Here is a 16270-nt window from a genome sequence, read left to right as displayed (position 1 = left end):
CGCCTCGCCTAGGGTGGTGGGTCGTGGACGTCTACTCCAGGTTTCCCGGGCCCACCCTCGGCGACGTCGGCGAGGCCGCCGCGATCCGCGAGCTGCTCGCCGCCGCGCCGAGCGGCTTGAACGGCGACGACGCCGCGGTGCTCGGCGTGTTGGCCCCCAGCTCGCGGCCGGTGATCACCACCGACGCGCTGGTCTCTGGGCGGCACTTCCGGCTCGACTGGTCGGAGCCGGAGGAGGTCGGGGTCAAGGCGGTCACCCAGAACGTCGCGGACATCGAGGCGATGGGCGCGAGGCCGCACGCGCTCGTGTTGTCCTTAAGCGCCCCGCCGGAGACGCCCGTCGCGGTGGCGCGGGGCATCGCCGCGGGCATCGCCTCGGAGGCCGCGGAGTATTCCGCGCAGCTCGTCGGCGGGGACCTCACCACGAGCCGCGACCTCGTGCTCGGGGTGAGCGCGCTCGGCGCGCTGGGCGGGGCGCTGCCCGCGCTGACCTTGAGCGGCGCGAGGCCGGGCCAGAGGCTCATCGCCTCAGGTGCCACGGGCCGCTCCGCGGCGGGGCTCGCGCTCATCGAGCGGCTCGGCAGGAACGCCGCCGAGGAGGCGTTCCCCGGGCTCGTCGCCGCGCACGTCGCACCGAGGCTTCGGCCCAACCGGGGGATCGTCGCGCGCGCCGCCGGCGCGAGCGCCGCGACGGACGTCTCCGACGGGCTGGTCGCGGACCTCTCCACCCTCGCGGAGCGCTCCGGGGTGCGCGTCGACCTCGAGGCCGCCGCCATCGCCCCGAGCGAGGAGATGCGCGCCGCAGCGGACGAGCTCGGGGAGGACGCGTGGCGCTGGGCGCTCACCGGCGGGGAGGACCACGTCATCGTCGCCGCCCTCGAGGGCCCCGCGCCCTCCGGCTTCCGGGAGATCGGCCGCGTCGGGCGCGGCTCCGGCGTCACCGTCGACGGGCGGGCGCCGCGCTACGCCGGCGGCTGGCTAAGCTTGTAGGCCAGCTATGAGCCTTCCCATCCACGAGAGCTGGCGGCCGGTGCTCGGCCCCGTCGAGGACGACATCCACGCCCTCGGCGACTTCCTGCGCGCCGAGATCGCGGCCGGGCGGCCCTACCTGCCCGCCGGCTCCGACGTGCTGCGCGCGTTTAGCTACCCCTTCGACGAGGTGAAGGTCCTCATCGTCGGGCAGGACCCCTATCCCACCCCGGGGCATGCGATGGGCCTGTCGTTCTCCACGCAGCCGGGCGTTCGGCCCCTGCCGAAGAGCCTGGCGAATATCTTTCGGGAGCTCTCCGACGACCTAGGGGTCGAGGCGCCCACCGACGGGGACCTCACCGGCTGGGCGAAGCAGGGCGTGGCGCTCTTCAACCGGGTGCTCACCGTGAGATCCGGGAAGCCCGCCTCCCACCGGGGCCGCGGCTGGGAGGAGATCACCCGCCGCGCGATCGAGGCGCTCGCCGATAGGGACGCACCGCTGGTGGCGATCCTCTGGGGCCGCGACGCGCAGACCTGCGCCCGTTTCTTAGGCGACACGCCGCTCATCGAGTCGCCGCACCCCTCGCCGCTGTCGGCCCCGCGCGGGTTCTTCGGCTCCAAGCCGTTTAGCCGCGCCAACCGGCTCCTTCGGGAGCAGGGCGCCTCTCCCATCGACTGGAGCCGCTCCGGCGGCGCGGACCTCGCCGGGTAGACTAGACGCCCGTGACTTCCGCCAGCCTCCACGCCGACCGGCTTCTTAGCTGGGCCCGGCGCGCCGTGGCGGAGCTCGAGCGCCGCAGCGAGGAGATCAACCGGCTCAACGTCTTCCCCGTGCCCGACTCGGACACCGGCTCCAACCTCGCCTACACGATGCGCTCCGCGCTCACCGCCGCGGAGCGCGCCGCCGCCGACGACCCCGCCTCCGGCGTCGCGGAGATCGCCGCCGCGCTGGCCCGGGGCGCGGTGCGCGGCGCGCGCGGCAACTCCGGGGTCGTGCTCTCCCAGGTGCTGCGCGGGCTCGCGGCACAGGCCTCCGCCGGCGGGATCGACGGGCCCGCCGCCGCCGGCGCGCTCAAGCGCGCCTACGAGCTCGTGCGCGAGGCGATCAGCGAGCCCGTCGAGGGCACCGTTCTTACCGTGCTGCGCGCCGCGGCGTTCGCGCCGAGCGAGGGCGACGACCTCTCCGCCGTCATCGACAAGGCGACCGCGGCTGCGCGCCGCGCGCTCGCCGCGACCCCCTCGCAGCTGCCCGCGCTGCAGGAGGCCGGCGTCGTCGACGCCGGCGGCAGCGGGCTCGTCGTGCTGCTCGAGACCTTGAAGGCCGAGGCGGACGGCGAGGAAGGCGCCACCGCCCCGCCCGAGGAGGACGCCGGCGCGCCGCGGCCCAACGTCGAGGTGATGTTCTACGCCACCGCGAAGAAGCCCAAGGTCTTAGAGGGTCTCGTCTCTGAGCTGCGGGGCCTCGGCGACAGCCTCCAGGTCGCGGCGGCGGGCCCGAAGTCCGCGACGATCCACATCCACTCCCGCGCCCCCGGCCGCGTCGTGGAGCTCGCCTACGCGCGGGCCCAGGTGGAGGACCTGCGCCTGGAGGTGCTGCCCGACGACCCGCGGGTGAGCCCGGGCGAGCGGCTCATCTTGGCGGTCGCGCCGGGTGGGGCGATCAAGGAGCTCTACGAGCAGGTCGGCGCGGAGGTCATCGGCCCGGAGGGCGACCCGGTCGCGGAGATCGACCGCAGGCTCGCCGCCCGAAGGCCCGAGGAGCTCATCGTCCTGCCCAACGGGCTGCTCTCCGCGCGGGAGCTCGCCTCCGCGGACAAGGCGGCGCAGGCGCGCGGCTGCCGCGCGATCCTGCTTCCCACGGTGCGGCCGGTCTCCGGGATCGCGGCGCTGTCGGTGCACGACCGCGACCAGCCGCTCGCCGCGGTCGCCTACCACATGGCCGAGGCCGCCTCGCTCATGCGCACCGCGGAGCTCTTCCGCCTCGAGCAGGCGCAGATGACCGCCGCGGGGCCCGGCCAGGCGGGCGACGTGTGCGCCGCGAACGACGAGGTGTTCTTCGTCGGCGAGGGTATCGGCGAGGCCATCGAGCACACGCTCGGGGCGCTGCTGCGCACCGGCGGGGAGCAGGTGACGATCCTCTCGCGCCCCGAGGTGGAGCTCGACGCCGAGGGCTTGAGCGAGCGCTTCGGCGTGGAGGTCATCGCCTTCGAGGCCGACACCATCCGGGGGCTGGCGGAGATCGGGGTCGAATAAGCGATGCTGGGCTTCCGGGTGAACAAGAGCCTCTCCTCGCTCATCGCCGACAAGGACGCGAAGGCGGTGCGCGACAACCTGGGGATCTCCGGCGCCGACGAGCTGCTCGCCTACTACCCGCGCGCCTACTCGAAGAACGGCTCGGGCGTGGACGTCGCCGGCGCCGCCGACGGCGAGTCCGTCGCCGTCGTCGGGGAGGTCATCGATACCCGCACGTCGATCACGAGGCGCGGCAAGCAGGTCACGACGCTCACCATCGGCGACGGTCGGGGCCGCATCACCGCGAGTTTCTTTCAGTCGAAGTGGGTGGCGCGCCAGCTCCCGGCCGGCACGGTGGCGATGTTCTCCGGGAAGCTGCGCTACTACCGGCAGGCCCCGCAGCTCCAGCACCCGAAGTACCTCGTCATCGCCCGCCCCGGCGGCGGGGGAGGGGCCTCCGGCGACGAGGAGGCCGACCGCATCGCCGCGAGGCTCGCCGAGATGAACTTCCTGCCGGTCTACCCGCAGCGCAAGCGCATCACCTCGTGGCGGATCCTGTCTGCCGTCGACCAGCTCTTAAGGGCGATCCCCGAGGTCCCCGAGCCGCTCGACTACCGGCCAGACGGCATGGTGTCCTTCGACGCGGCGCTGCGCGGCGTGCACCAGCCCGGCCCCGAGGGCCCCACGCCCGCAATCCGTCGGCTCAAGTACAACGAGGCGCTCACCCTCGCGCTCGTCATGGCGCTGCGCCGCGCCGACGACGAGGGGCGCGTCGCCGAGGCCTACCCGCACGTCGACGGCGGCCAGGCCGACGGGCTCGTCGCCGGCCTCGACTTCGAGCTCACCGGCGGGCAGAAGCAAGTCGTCGCAGAGATCGCCGACTCGCTTAACTCCACCCGGCCGATGTCTCGGCTCCTGCAGGGCGAGGTCGGCTCCGGCAAGACGATCGTCTCGCTCATCGCGATGCTCACCGTCGTCGACGGCGGCGCCCAGTGCGCGCTGCTCGCCCCCACCGAGGTGCTCGCCGCGCAGCACGCCCGCAGCCTCACCGAGACCCTCGGGCGGGCGGGGCTGTCGGCCAGCGTCGTCGTCCTCACCGGCTCGATGCCCGCGAAGGAGCGCAAGAAGGCGCTGCTCGCGGTCGTCTCCGGGCAGGCGGACATCGTCGTCGGCACCCACGCCATCATCGAGGATGCGGTCGAGTTCTACCGGCTGGGCTTGGTCGTCGTCGACGAGCAGCACCGCTTCGGCGTCGAGCAGCGCGCGCGGCTGCGCGACAAGGGGCCCGACGGCGTCACCCCGCACCTGCTCGTCATGACCGCCACGCCCATCCCGCGCAGCATCGCCATGACCGTCTTCGGGGACCTCGCCGTCTCGCTTCTCACCGAGCTGCCCGGCGGGCGCCGCCCGATCGCCACCCACGTCGTGCCCGAGGCGAAACCCGCGTGGGTGGAGCGCGCCTGGCAGCGCATCCGCGAGGAGGTCGCCGCCGGCCACCAGGCCTACGTCGTGTGCCCCCGCATCGACGGCGAGGGAGGCGCCGTCGAGCTCCACGAGCAGCTCGCCACCGAGCGCTACCCGGACCTCGAGGTCGGGCTGCTCCACGGCCGCCTGCGGCCCGAGGAGAAGGACGAGGTCATGGCCGACTTCGCGGCCGGGCGGATCGACGTGCTCGTCTCCACCACCGTCGTCGAGGTCGGCGTGGACGTCGCCAACGCCACCGTCATGCTCATCCGCGAGGCCGAGAACTTCGGGATCTCCCAGCTCCACCAGCTGCGCGGCCGCGTCGGCCGAGGCCGGGCCGCCTCGCTGTGCTTCCTGCACACCGCCGCCACGCCCGACACGCCCGCCGGGCAGGCCGCCTTAGATCGCATCGAGGGCGTCGCCGGGACCCTCGACGGGCTGAAACTCGCGGAGCTCGACCTCGCCAACCGGCAGGAGGGCGACGTGCTCGGCACCGCGCAGGCCGGCCGCGCCGACTACGTCCGCCTGCTCAACCTGCTCGGCGACACGCGCATTATCGCCCAGGCCACCCGCGACGCGGCGAAGCTCGTCGAGCGCGACCGCGCGCTCGCGGAGAGGCTCTGCAGCGAGATCGCCCCGGAGGAGCGCGGCTTCCTCGAGAAAAGCTAGACTATAAGGCCCCTGGCCCCGGCCGCGCGGCGCGTCCGCCGCCCACGCGGGGCCGAAGCCCACGAGGAGACGGTAAAGGACAACCAGCGCATGGCTCGGATCATCTCCGGAATCGCCCGCGGGCGAAACCTCGCCGTCCCGGAGGACGGCACCCGCCCCACCGCCGACCGCGCGAAGGAGGGGCTCTTCTCCTCGCTCGCGGCGCGCTTCGGCTTCGAGGGCCGCCACGTCCTCGACCTCTTCGCCGGCACCGGCGCGCTCGGCCTCGAGGCGCTCTCCCGCGGCGCGGCGAGCGCCACCTTCGTCGAGGCCGACAAGGCCGCCTGCCGCGTCATCGAGAAGAACATCGCCGCCGCCAAGCTGCCCGGCACCCGCGTCGAGCAGATGAAGGCCTCCAGCTTCGTCGCCGTCGCGCCCCGCGGCCACTACGGGATGGTGCTCGCCGACCCGCCCTACGACCTCGCCGACTCCGCCGTCGCCGAGATGATCGACGCGCTCGTGCCGCTGCTCGCGCCGGGCGCGGCCGTCGTCATCGAGCGCCACCGCGACACCGCGCACACCGAGTGGCCGGAAGGCTTCGAGCCCACCCCGCAGAAGCTCAAGAAGCGCACCTTCGGCATCGCGCGCATGGACATGGCCACCTTTATCGGGGAGGGGGAGAAGTAGCGATGGTCAAGGCGGTCTTCCCCGGCTCCTTCGACCCGCTCACGCTCGGGCACCTCGACGTCGTGGAACGGGCCTCCGCGCACGTCGACGAGCTCGTCGTGCTTGTGACCGGGAACCCGAACAAGCCCTCCGGGCTCTTCCCCGTCGAGCGCCGCGAGGAGCTCGCAAAAGAGGCGCTTCGTACCGCGGACCTGCGCTGCCCGGTGACGGTCGACCACTGGGGCGGGCTGCTGGTCGACTACACCAGCGCCAACGACATCGGGCTCATCGTCAAGGGGCTGCGCTCGAGCCTCGACTACGAGTACGAGTGGCCCATGGCGCAGCTCAACCGGAGGCTCTCGGGCGTGGACACCGCCTTTTACGTCACCGACGAGCGCTACGCCAAGGTCTCCTCGAGCCTGGTGAAGGAGATCGCGCGCTTCGGCGGGGACGTCGCCGAGTTCCTCCCCGCGCCGATCGCCGCCGCCGTCGCCGAGGCCGCCGGCTCCTAGCCCGAACGCCCGCGGCGGGCAGCGCGACGCGCCCGGCCCCAACCCTTGGGGTCGGGCGCCGGGCGCGGTGCGTAAGAGGCCGCTACAGCAGGCTGGAGAGGAACGACCGGGTGCGCTCGTGGCGCGGGTGGTCGATGACCTGCTCGGGCGGGCCGGACTCGACGATGACGCCGTCGGCCATGAACACGATCTGGTCGGCGACCTCGCGGGCGAAGCCCATCTCGTGGGTGACGACGAGCATGGTCATGCCCTGCTTCGCGAGGTCCTTCATGACGCGGAGCACCTCGCCGACGAGCTCCGGGTCGAGGGCCGAGGTCGGCTCGTCGAAGAGCATGAGCTTCGGCTCCATCGCGACCGCGCGCGCGATGGCGACGCGCTGCTGCTGCCCGCCGGAGAGCTGCGAAGGGTAGGCCTCCGCCTTGTGGCCGAGGCCCACCTCGTCGAGGAGGCGGCGGGCGGTGGCCTCCGCGTCGGCGGGCTTCACGCCCTTGACGTGGATGGGCGCCTCGGTGACGTTCTGGAGCACCGTGCGGTGGGGGAAGAGGTTAAACTGCTGGAAGACCATGCCCACCCCGGAGCGCTGCCGGGCGGACTCCTTCTCGGAGATCTCGTAGAGCACGCCGTCCTTCTCGCGGTAGCCGATGAGCTCCCCGTCGACGTAGAGGCGGCCCGCGGTGACGGTCTCGAGGTGGTTGACGCAGCGCAGAAGCGTCGACTTGCCCGAGCCGGACGGCCCGATGAGGCACGTGACCGAGCCGCGCGGGACCTTTAAGTCGATGCCGCGCAGCACCTCGAGCTGCCCGAAGCTCTTGCCCAGCTGCTGGGCGTCGATCATGAGATCGGTCATGGGGATTCCTCCTAGCCCTCGGTTCCGTCGTCGTTGCGGCGCACGACCTCGACGTTCTTCGGCACGGTGCCCTCCGCGTCGGCGAGCGCCGCGAGCTGCCGGCCGGTGAGCTTGCTGCGCGAGCCGCGCTCGTAGAAGCGCTCGAGGTAGTGCTGGCCGATCATGAGGATCGTCGTGATCGCCAGGTACCACGTCGCGGCGACGAGCAGCAGCGGCACCGGCTCGAAGATCGAGTAGGCGATGTCCATCGAGCGGCCGTAGAGCTCGTAGACGTACGGGATCGCCACGACCAGCGAGGTGGACTTCAAAAGCGAGATGAACTCGTTGCCCGTCGGCGGGATGATGATGCGCATCGCCTGGGGCAGCACCGTGCGCCGCATCGTCATCCACCAGCCCATGCCCAGCGCCTTGGAGGCCTCCACCTGGCCCTCGGGGACGGCCTGGATGCCGGAGCGGACGATCTCGGCCATGTAGGCGCCCTCGTTGAGGCCGAGCCCGATGACCGCGAGGATGAACGCGTTTTCTAAGACGGCGTCGAGCTCGACGTTTAGGGGACCGACCTTGATCGACTGGTAGATGGAGCTCGCCAGGCCCCAGAACACGAGCTGGACGTAGATCGGGGTGCCGCGGAAGACCCAGAGGAACAGCCACGACACGCCGCGCAACACGAAGTTCGGGGACATCCGCATGATCGCCGAGACCACGCCGAGGATGACGCCGAGGATCATCGCGAGGATGGTGATGACGATGGTGTGCCCGGCGGCGGTGACGACGCGGGTGTCGAAGAGGTACTGGAAGTACGTGTCCCAGCCGTAGGCCTCGCGGCCGGCGGCGTCGATGACGAACCACGCCGCGAGCGCGAGCGCGACCGCGGCCGCCACCCAGCGGCCCGGGTGCTTGAGGGGCACGGCCTTGATCGGCTCTCCCGGCGCGGGGGAGGGGGTGGTCTGTGAGGTGCTGGAAGCCATGGCGATTCCTTGGGGCGGTGTTTCTCTTATCCGGTGGTTGTCTGCGGTTCTCTCTTCGGGAGTATGTCGACGGCCGCGCGGCCTAGCCGGCGCTCGCCGCGGGCTTGGCGTTGAGCATCGGCTCGGTGAGCAGCCCGTCCTCGATGTTCCACTGGGCGAGGATCTCCTCGTAGTAGCCGGACTCGATGAGGTAGTCCATCGCGGCGAGCACCGCGTCGGTGAGCTCGGAGTCCTTGGCGAGCGCGAAGCCGTACGGCGCCGCGTCGAGCTGCTCCCCGATGGGTTCGAGGCGTCCCTCGGAGCGCTCCATCGCCCAGGCGATGACCGGCGCGTCCGCGATGAACGCGTCGGCGCGCCCGACGATCGCGGCGGTCGCCGCCGCGTCGTTGGTGTCGTAGGCGAGGACCTCGACGGGGTCCTCGCCGGCGGCCTGGCACGCCTCGTCCTTGGGGCGGGCCTCGTCGGTCTCCGCGACGGTGGTGCGCTGCACCGCGACGGTGAGCCCGCAGGGGTGCTCGGGGTCGACGTCGTCGCCGTCGACGGGCTTCGACCACTGCAGGCCGGCGTAGATGAAGTCGACGAAGTCGTAGTTCTCCTGCCGCTCCGGGGTGTCGGTGAACCCGGAGGCGCCGAACTCGATGGTGCCGGCGTCGACGGCAGGCAGGATGAGGCTGAACTCCTGCTCGCGGATGCTGAAGTCGAGGCCCATCGTCGCGGCGACGGCGCGGGCGAGGTCCATCTCGAAGCCGACGATCTGCCCGCCGGGCTCCTTGAACTGGAAGGGCGGGAACGGCGGGTTCGTGCCGACGGTGATGTGGTCGACGCCCTCGGGCACGAGGGCCTGGATGTCGGCCTGCGCGGGCGGGGTGATCTCCTCCCAGCCCGGCGGGAGGGCCGGCTCGACGTTGGTGACGCAGGCGGCGAGCCCGAGCGCCGCGGCGCCGGCCGTGAGCGTGCCGGCGGCGGCCTTGAGCGGCCGGGAGGACATCGGGGCTGGCGACATGCGGAAAAACCTCACTGGACGGGTGCGACGGGAACGTTTGCGCGCGGCCGCGGCCCGGCCGGTGGGCGGGGCTAGCGCCCGGCCGGGGCCGCGGCTCTCGTTCGTCGGTCGATAAGCACGATGACCGCGACGACGAGCGCGCCGGCCGCGGCGGCGACGAGGATCCCGCCGAGCTGCTGGCCGTCGGGGGCCGCGAGGTCGCCGTCTTCGCTCTGCCAGGGCCACAGCGCGCGCAGCGAGCCGAGCATGAGGCCGGCCATGACGGCGAGCGTCTGGCCGCGGAAGCGCAGCAGCAGGAAGCGCAGGAAGCGCACGAAGAGCACGACGCCGAGCAGCGCGCCGGCGGCGAAGACGCCGATGACGACGAGGTCGCGGTCGGCGACGGCCTGGAGCACCGGCTGGTAGAGCCCGAGGGTGAGCAGGATGAACGACCCGGAGATGCCCGGCAGCACGAGGGCGCACACCGCGACCATCGCGGCGAAGAAGATCGCCACGAGCGGCGGGTCGGTGACCTCCGCGGCGCCGAGCCCGGTGCCGATGAACGCCGCTATCGCGGTGAGGGCGAAGAGCACGACGAGCAGCGGGGTGCGCCCGCGGCGCTCCTCGGGCCCGATCATGGAGAGCGGCACCCAGATCGAGGCGGCGACCATCCCGAAGAACAGCGCCGAGGAGATCCTCGGCTGCCCCTCGACGAAGGAGACGAGCAGCGAGGACAAGGCGAGCGCCGCGCCGACCATGCCGACCGCGACGGCCGCGAGGAACGCCCAGTCGACCTTCGCGGCGGCGCGCTTCGCGTCGCCGGTCGCCAGGCCCTTGAGGACGTCGAGGACGGCGTTGCCCTGGGCGATGGCCTTCTCATAGATACCGGTGATGAGCGCGACCGTGCCGCCGGAGACGCCCGGGACGAGCTCTGCGCAGCCGATGAGCGCGCCGCGCACCGCGTGGCCCACGATCCGAGTTAGGGAACTCACCTGGCTCATCGACCTGCCTTTATGTCGTCGTCGTTTGCCTCCGCCCCGGCCCCTCGGCGGGGCGGGGCGGGCCCGCCCGGCTCTAGGTTGCGGGCAGGGGAGGAGCCGCGTCTCGCATGTTATGCGGGGCGCGGAATAAAGCACCGGTGAGTATAGCCCCCGCCGCGCGCCCGCGCCACCCGGGGGCCGGGCCGATGGCCGCGAAGGGGGCGGGTTGCCGGGCGCCGGCCTCGCCGGCGCGGCGGCGGTCGTCGCCGCTAGAGAAATGGTGCCCCCGGTGAGACTCGAACTCACACTGAGTGGGTTTTGAATCCACTGCCTCTGCCAATTGGGCTACGGGGGCCGGCCGCAGGCATGATACCCCGCCCGGAAGTGGGCGAGGAAATCCCGGGCCGCCCGTCGCCTAGACTAGGCCGCGTGACTGAGCGACTGCTGCTGATCGACGGACATTCCATGGCCTTCCGCGCATTTTATGCGCTGCCCGCGGGGAACTTCTCCACGACGGGCGGGCAGCACACCAACGCGGTCTTCGGGTTCCTGCGCATGTTCGCCACCCTCGTCGAGCGGGAGAAGCCCACGAAGGTGGGCGTCGCCTTCGACGTGGGGCGTAAGACCTTCCGCACGGAGCGCTTCCCCGACTACAAGGCGCAGCGCGAGGCCGCGCCCCCGGAGTTCGCCGGCCAGGTCGAGCTCATCCGCCGCGTGCTGGGCCTCCTCGGGGTCACGACGCTCACGAAGGACAACTACGAGGCCGACGACATCGTCGCCACGCTATCGACCGGCGCGCCGGAGGGCTTCGAGTCGCTGCTCGTGACCGGGGACCGCGACTACTTCCAGCTCGTCGACGAGCGCACCACGGTGCTCTACCCGAAGAAGGGCGTCTCCGAGCTCAACCGCTTCGACCCCGAGGCCGTCGAGGAGAAGTACGGGCTCACCCCGGAGCAGTACCCGGACTTCGCGGCGCTGCGCGGCGACCCCTCGGACAACCTGCCGAAGATCCCCGGGGTGGGGGAGAAGACCGCCACGAAGTGGATCGTGAAGTACGGCGACCTGGATAACTTGATCGAGCACGCCGACGAGATCAAGGGCAAGGCGGGCGACGCGTTGCGCGAGCGCCTCGACCAGGTGCGCCTCAACCGGGAGCTCACCCAGATGGTCACCGACCTGGACCTCCCCGTCGGCGCGGCGGACCTCGACCTCGGGGAGTTCGACGCGGCCGGCCTCAATAAGGCCTTCGACGAGCTCGAGTTCGGCAACCACCTGCGCCGCCAGCTCGCCGAGGTCTTCGGCGACGGCGAGGAGATCGACGAGCCCCGCTCGGACGTGCCGGCGCCGAGCGTCGTCGACGCGGGCCCGGAGTGGCTCGCCGGCCGCGCGGCCGCGATCGAGCTCACCGGCGAGGAGACCCTCGCCGCCGTCGACGAGGACCGCGAGGCCATCGTCCTCGAGCTCGGCGAGCTCTCCCCCGAGGAGGAGAAGAAGCTCGCCGAGTGGCTCTCCTCCGATAGCCCGGTCTTCGCCCACGAGGCGAAGGAGCTCGGCCACCGCCTCGCCGCGCGGGGCTTCACGCTTGCCGGCGTGAGGCAGGACACCGCGATCGCGGGCTACCTGCTGCGCCCCGGGCAGCGCGGCTACGCCTTGGAGGACGTCTACCAGCGCCACCTCGAGCGCCAGCTGCCCGAGGGCGCCGGCGCCGTCGAGCGCGCGGCCGCGATCCTCGAGCTCTCCGAGGCGCTCACCGCGAGCCTGCAGGAGATCGACGCCTTCGAGCTCTACGACCGCCTCGAGCTGCCGCTGTCCGCGGTGCTGCGCGGCCTCGAGGAGGCCGGCATCGCCGTCGACGAGGAGGCGCTCGGCGCGCAGCTCGACGAGGTCTCCGCCCGCGTCGACGAAGAGCTTGCAGAGGCGCGGCGCATCGCCGGCGACGAGGAGCTCAACCTCTCCTCCCCGAAGCAGCTCCAGGTCGTGCTCTTCGAGAAGCTCGGCCTACCGAAGACGAAGAAGACGAAGACCGGCTACTCGACCGCCGCGAAGGAGATCGAGCAGCTCGCCGCGAAGAACCCGCACCCCTTCCTCGACCACCTGCTCGCCCACCGCGAGTACCAGAAGCTCAAGACGACGATCGAGGGGCTCGCGAAGGCCGTCGGCCCCGACGGGCGGATCCACACGACCTTCCAGCAGACGGTCGCAACGACCGGGCGGCTCTCCTCGACCGATCCGAACATGCAGAACATCCCCGTGCGCACCGAGATCGGCCGGCGCATCAGAGAGGCGTTCGTCCCCGGCGAGGGCTACGAGTGCCTTCTTACCGCCGACTACTCCCAGATCGAGATGCGCGTCATGGCGCACCTCTCCGAGGACCCCGGGCTCATCGAGGCGTACAACCGCGGCGAGGACCTCCACAACTACGTCGGATCGAAGGTCTTCGACGTGCCCGTCGACCAGGTCTCCGACGACCTGCGCCGCCGGGTGAAGGCCCTGTCCTACGGGTTGGTCTACGGGCTGTCGGCCTACGGGCTCTCCCAGCAGCTCTCCATCCCGGCCGGGGAGGCGAAGAGCATCATGGACACCTACTTCGAGCGCTTCGGCGGGGTGAAGCGCTACCTCGACGAGGTCGTCGAGAAGGCCCGCTCCGACGGCTACACCGCCACGCTCTTCGGTAGGCGCCGCTACCTCCCCGAGCTCACCTCCTCGAACCGGGTCGCCCGCCAAAACGCGGAGCGCGCCGCGCTCAACGCCCCGATCCAGGGCACCGCCGCCGACATCATCAAGGTCGCGATGCTGCGCGTCGACCGTGCCCTCCGCGACGAGAAGTTCTCCTCGCGGGTGCTGCTCCAGGTCCACGACGAGCTCGTCCTCGAGGTCGCCGAGGGGGAGCTCGAGAAGGTCACCGCCCTCGTCGAGCGGGAGATGGACGGCGCCATCGACCTGAAGGTCCCGCTGGAGGTCTCCGTCGGGCACGGCCGCACGTGGCAGGAGGCCGCCCACTAGGGCGCCGGCGCGCCCCGCCTCCCCCTTAACGACAATCAACTCCTATAGTGGCTGGGGAGAGACCCCGGTGACGACAGGAGGCGCGGAAGTGAACAAGGCAGGCAGGTTGACGCGGGTCGTCGCCGGGGTGGCGCTCGTCGGGTCGTTGGTCGCGGCCGCGGGGTGCGCGGGCGAGCCCGCGCCGGGCGACGACGCGGCCGCGCAGCAGAACAAGGCAGGCAGGTTGACGCGGGTCGTCGCCGGGGTGGCGCTCGTCGGGTCGTTGGTCGCGGCCGCGGGGTGCGCGGGCGAGCCCGCGCCGGGCGACGACGCGGCCGCGCAGCAGAGCACGGCCGCCGCGCCCGCCGGCGGCGTCGTCGACGCCGGGCCGATTCCCCCGGTCGAGCCCATCGCCGAGGACCCCGAGCCCGAGCTGCCCGCCACCGTCACCGACGCCGACGGCGAGGAGGTCACCGTCGAGGACGCCTCGCGGATCGTGCCGCTCGATCGGAGCGCCACCCTCGCGAAGACGCTCATCGGTCTGGGCGCGGGCGACCGGATCGTCGCGCAGACCGTCTCGAACTCCGAGCCGCAGCTCGAGGGCCTGCCCGAGGTCACCGAGCGCGGCCACAGCATCAACGTCGAGGCCGTCCTCGAGGCCGACCCCACCCTCGTTGTCACCGACGGCAGCGTCGGCCCGCCCGAGGCGATCGAGCAGCTCGCGGACGCGGGCGTCACCGTCGTCAACCTCGACCTGCGCGCCGACGTCGCCGGCGCCGCGGACGACATCCGCGCCGTCGCCGCCGCGGTCGGGCTGCCCGAAGAAGGCGAGAAGCTCGCCGAGCGCACCGAGAAGGAGATCGAGGACGCGGTCGCCGACGCCGCCGAGCGCGCGGGAGACAGCCCGCGGCGCGCGGCGTTCCTTTTAGCGCGCGGCGGCGGGGACGTGTTCTTCCTGCTCGGGCGCGAGTCGGGCGCGACCGGCCTCATCGAGGCCGCCGGCGGGCTGGACGCGGCCGCGGAGGCCGGCGTCGACGACCGGGTGCCCGCCACCGCGGAGTCGCTTGCCGACATCGACCCGGAGGCCTTCGTCATGATGACCAACGGGCTCGAGTTGCTCGGCGGGCTCGAGGGGCTGCTCGCCATGCCCGGCGTCCCCGAGACGAAGGCCGGGCAGGACGAGTCGGTCGTCACGCTCCCCGACGGGGACGCGCTCGCCTTCGGGCCGAACACCGGGGTGGTCATCGACCGGCTCTCGAAGGCCCTCTACGAGCCGGGCGAGCTGTAGCACGAAGCCGGCCCGCGCGCCGGGTGTAGCGCGGGGAGGGAAAGTTTTGGATCCGCTGCTTGCGCCCTGATAGGGTGGCCTGGTAGTGCCCATGTCCGCCGGGCCGCGGCCCTTTGGTAGGAGGGGCGGCAGCCCCGACATGCCCGCCACCGCCCGGCGCCGAGCTGCCGGGCGGCCGCCGGGGGAGCGGCACTCACCCTGTCCATCCGCGAGATCCTATCGAAACTCGGAGCAACAACGTCTATGCCCAACAACAACACTCCTCAGGTGGCCGTCAACGACATCGGCTCCGCTGAGGACTTCCTCGCCGCCGTCGACGAGACCATCAAGTACTTCAACGATGGTGACATCGTCGAGGGCACGGTCGTGAAGATCGACCACGACGAGGTTCTGCTCGATATCGGCTACAAGACCGAGGGCGTGATCCCCTCGCGCGAGCTGTCCATCAAGCACGACGTCGACCCCGACGAGGTCGTCGAGCTCGGCGACGAGGTCGACGCCCTGGTCCTCACCAAGGAGGACAAGGACGGCCGACTCATCCTGTCGAAGAAGCGCGCCCAGTACGAGCGCGCCTGGGGCGATATCGAGCGCCTGAAGGAGAACGACGAGCCGGTTACCGGCACCGTCATCGAGGTCGTCAAGGGCGGCCTCATCCTCGACATCGGGCTCCGCGGCTTCCTGCCGGCCTCCCTGGTCGAGATGCGCCGCGTCCGCGACCTCGAGCCGTACATCGGTGCCGAGCTCGAGGCGAAGATCATCGAGCTCGACAAGCACCGCAACAACGTCGTCCTCTCCCGCCGCGCCTGGCTGGAGCAGACGCAGTCCGAGGTCCGCTCCGAGTTCCTGCACCAGCTGCAGAAGGGCCAGGTCCGCAAGGGCGTCGTCTCCTCGATCGTCAACTTCGGTGCGTTCGTCGACCTCGGCGGCGTCGACGGCCTCGTCCACGTCTCCGAGCTGTCCTGGAAGCACATCGACCACCCGTCCGAGGTCGTCAACGTCGGCGACGAGGTCACCGTCGAGGTCCTCGACGTCGACCTCGACCGCGAGCGCGTCTCCCTGTCGCTCAAGGCGACCCAGGAGGACCCGTGGCGCGTCTTCGCCCGCACCCACGCGGTCGGCCAGATCGTCCCGGGCAAGGTCACCAAGCTCGTGCCGTTCGGCTCCTTCGTCCGCGTCGACGAGGGCATCGAGGGCCTGGTCCACATCTCCGAGCTGGCGCAGCGCCACGTGGACGTGCCGGACCAGATCGTCACGGTCGGCGAGGAGCTCATGGTCAAGGTCATCGACATCGACCTCGAGCGCCGCCGCATCTCCCTGTCGCTGAAGCAGGCCGACGACGACTTCACCGAGGAGTTCGACCCCTCGAAGTACGGCATGGCCGACTCCTACGACGAGCAGGGCAACTACATCTTCCCGGAGGGCTTCGACCCCGAGACCAACGAGTGGCTCGAGGGCTACGAGGCGCAGCGCCAGGAGTGGGAGGACCGCTACGCCGAGTCGGAGCGTCGCTACCAGCTCCACGCCGCGCAGATCGAGCGTCACCGCGCCGCCGCGAACGAGGCCGCCGAGAAGGCCGCCACGAACTACTCCTCGAAGTCGAACGACGACTCCGCCGAGGAGGAGGACCGCGGCTCGCTGGCCTCCGACGAGCAGCTCGCCGCCCTGCGCGAGAAGCTCGCCGGCAACTAAGCCGGCCCGCCCGCCTTGAGCGGGAGCGCCCGCAGCGCCCCGCT

Annotated in this window: 13 protein-coding genes and 1 tRNA gene; 9 read left to right on the top strand and 5 right to left on the bottom strand. The window is 71.8% G+C overall.

What is annotated here, in order from left to right; all coding sequences use genetic code 11:
- The first annotated feature begins 23 nt into the window (after positions 1 to 23).
- The 6 genes from HMPREF9719_RS04090 to coaD all read left to right on the top strand — a co-directional run bounded on the left by HMPREF9719_RS04090 (position 24) and on the right by coaD (position 6490).
- Positions 24 to 989, top strand: coding sequence for a thiamine-phosphate kinase (locus tag HMPREF9719_RS04090; protein ID WP_004600706.1), 966 nt, complete (start codon positions 24 to 26; stop codon positions 987 to 989).
- 7 nt (positions 990 to 996) lie between these two features.
- Positions 997 to 1680, top strand: a complete 684-nt coding sequence (locus HMPREF9719_RS04085) for a uracil-DNA glycosylase (RefSeq protein WP_004600705.1) — start codon at positions 997 to 999, stop codon at positions 1678 to 1680.
- An 11-nt stretch (positions 1681 to 1691) separates the two neighbouring features.
- Entirely contained in the window at positions 1692 to 3221 is a 1530-nt protein-coding gene (locus tag HMPREF9719_RS04080) for a DAK2 domain-containing protein (protein ID WP_004600704.1), read from the top strand.
- Between the two features lie 3 nt (positions 3222 to 3224).
- Positions 3225 to 5333, top strand: a complete 2109-nt coding sequence (locus HMPREF9719_RS04075) for an ATP-dependent DNA helicase RecG (RefSeq protein ID WP_004600703.1) — start codon at positions 3225 to 3227, stop codon at positions 5331 to 5333.
- A 90-nt stretch (positions 5334 to 5423) separates the two neighbouring features.
- Entirely contained in the window at positions 5424 to 5999 is a 576-nt protein-coding gene (gene rsmD / locus HMPREF9719_RS04070; protein WP_004600702.1) for a 16S rRNA (guanine(966)-N(2))-methyltransferase RsmD, read from the top strand.
- Between the two features lie 2 nt (positions 6000 to 6001).
- Entirely contained in the window at positions 6002 to 6490 is a 489-nt protein-coding gene (gene coaD / locus HMPREF9719_RS04065) for a pantetheine-phosphate adenylyltransferase (protein WP_004600701.1), read from the top strand.
- 82 nt (positions 6491 to 6572) lie between these two features.
- Here the strand turns inward: coaD and HMPREF9719_RS04060 are convergent, their stop codons facing one another.
- From HMPREF9719_RS04060 to HMPREF9719_RS04040, 5 genes are all read right to left on the bottom strand, one after another.
- Positions 6573 to 7337 carry an amino acid ABC transporter ATP-binding protein gene (locus tag HMPREF9719_RS04060; RefSeq protein ID WP_004600700.1) on the bottom strand — a complete coding sequence of 255 codons (765 nt, stop codon included), beginning with the start codon at positions 7335 to 7337 and terminating at the stop codon, positions 6573 to 6575.
- An 11-nt stretch (positions 7338 to 7348) separates the two neighbouring features.
- Positions 7349 to 8305, bottom strand: coding sequence for an amino acid ABC transporter permease (locus HMPREF9719_RS04055; protein ID WP_004600699.1), 957 nt, complete (start codon positions 8303 to 8305; stop codon positions 7349 to 7351).
- A gap of 82 nt (positions 8306 to 8387) precedes the next feature.
- Positions 8388 to 9308, bottom strand: coding sequence for an ABC transporter substrate-binding protein (locus HMPREF9719_RS04050; RefSeq protein ID WP_004600698.1), 921 nt, complete (start codon positions 9306 to 9308; stop codon positions 8388 to 8390).
- Positions 9309 to 9379: 71 nt separating this feature from the next.
- Complete coding sequence (locus HMPREF9719_RS04045) at positions 9380 to 10288, bottom strand: DUF368 domain-containing protein (protein ID WP_004600697.1); 909 nt, start codon at positions 10286 to 10288, stop codon at positions 9380 to 9382.
- Between the two features lie 257 nt (positions 10289 to 10545).
- A tRNA-Leu gene (locus HMPREF9719_RS04040) sits at positions 10546 to 10622 on the bottom strand.
- Between the two features lie 11 nt (positions 10623 to 10633).
- On the opposite strand from HMPREF9719_RS04040, the gene polA reads away from it, so the two are divergent.
- The 3 genes from polA (at position 10634) to rpsA (ending at position 16226) form a co-directional block, all read left to right on the top strand.
- Positions 10634 to 13270, top strand: a complete 2637-nt coding sequence (gene polA / locus HMPREF9719_RS04035) for a DNA polymerase I (protein ID WP_004601875.1) — start codon at positions 10634 to 10636, stop codon at positions 13268 to 13270.
- Between the two features lie 67 nt (positions 13271 to 13337).
- Positions 13338 to 14537 carry a heme/hemin ABC transporter substrate-binding protein gene (locus HMPREF9719_RS04030; protein WP_244848188.1) on the top strand — a complete coding sequence of 400 codons (1200 nt, stop codon included), beginning with the start codon at positions 13338 to 13340 and terminating at the stop codon, positions 14535 to 14537.
- 243 nt (positions 14538 to 14780) lie between these two features.
- On the top strand, positions 14781 to 16226 hold the full coding sequence (rpsA, locus tag HMPREF9719_RS04025; RefSeq protein ID WP_004600694.1) for a 30S ribosomal protein S1: 1446 nt from the start codon (positions 14781 to 14783) through the stop codon (positions 16224 to 16226).
- Positions 16227 to 16270: the final 44 nt, after the last annotated feature.

The sequence above is a fragment of the Corynebacterium otitidis ATCC 51513 genome (genome assembly GCF_000296405.1).
Classification (GTDB): domain Bacteria; phylum Actinomycetota; class Actinomycetes; order Mycobacteriales; family Mycobacteriaceae; genus Corynebacterium; species Corynebacterium otitidis.
This window is presented reverse-complemented; position numbering and strand designations above follow the sequence as displayed.

What these genes read in the sequence shown, in the direction of transcription:
- HMPREF9719_RS04085 (WP_004600705.1), top strand. Translation starts at nt 997, where the DNA reads ATGAGCCTTCCCATCCACGAGAGCTGGCGGCCGGTGCTCGGCCCCGTC.
- HMPREF9719_RS04075 (WP_004600703.1), top strand. Translation starts at nt 3,225, where the DNA reads ATGCTGGGCTTCCGGGTGAACAAGAGCCTCTCCTCGCTCATCGCCGAC.
- rsmD (WP_004600702.1), top strand. Translation starts at nt 5,424, where the DNA reads ATGGCTCGGATCATCTCCGGAATCGCCCGCGGGCGAAACCTCGCCGTC.
- coaD (WP_004600701.1), top strand. Translation starts at nt 6,002, where the DNA reads ATGGTCAAGGCGGTCTTCCCCGGCTCCTTCGACCCGCTCACGCTCGGG.
- HMPREF9719_RS04060 (WP_004600700.1), bottom strand. Translation starts at nt 7,337, where the DNA reads ATGACCGATCTCATGATCGACGCCCAGCAGCTGGGCAAGAGCTTCGGG.
- HMPREF9719_RS04055 (WP_004600699.1), bottom strand. Translation starts at nt 8,305, where the DNA reads ATGGCTTCCAGCACCTCACAGACCACCCCCTCCCCCGCGCCGGGAGAG.
- HMPREF9719_RS04050 (WP_004600698.1), bottom strand. Translation starts at nt 9,308, where the DNA reads ATGTCGCCAGCCCCGATGTCCTCCCGGCCGCTCAAGGCCGCCGCCGGC.
- HMPREF9719_RS04045 (WP_004600697.1), bottom strand. Translation starts at nt 10,288, where the DNA reads ATGAGCCAGGTGAGTTCCCTAACTCGGATCGTGGGCCACGCGGTGCGC.
- polA (WP_004601875.1), top strand. Translation starts at nt 10,634, where the DNA reads ATGATACCCCGCCCGGAAGTGGGCGAGGAAATCCCGGGCCGCCCGTCG.
- rpsA (WP_004600694.1), top strand. Translation starts at nt 14,781, where the DNA reads ATGCCCAACAACAACACTCCTCAGGTGGCCGTCAACGACATCGGCTCC.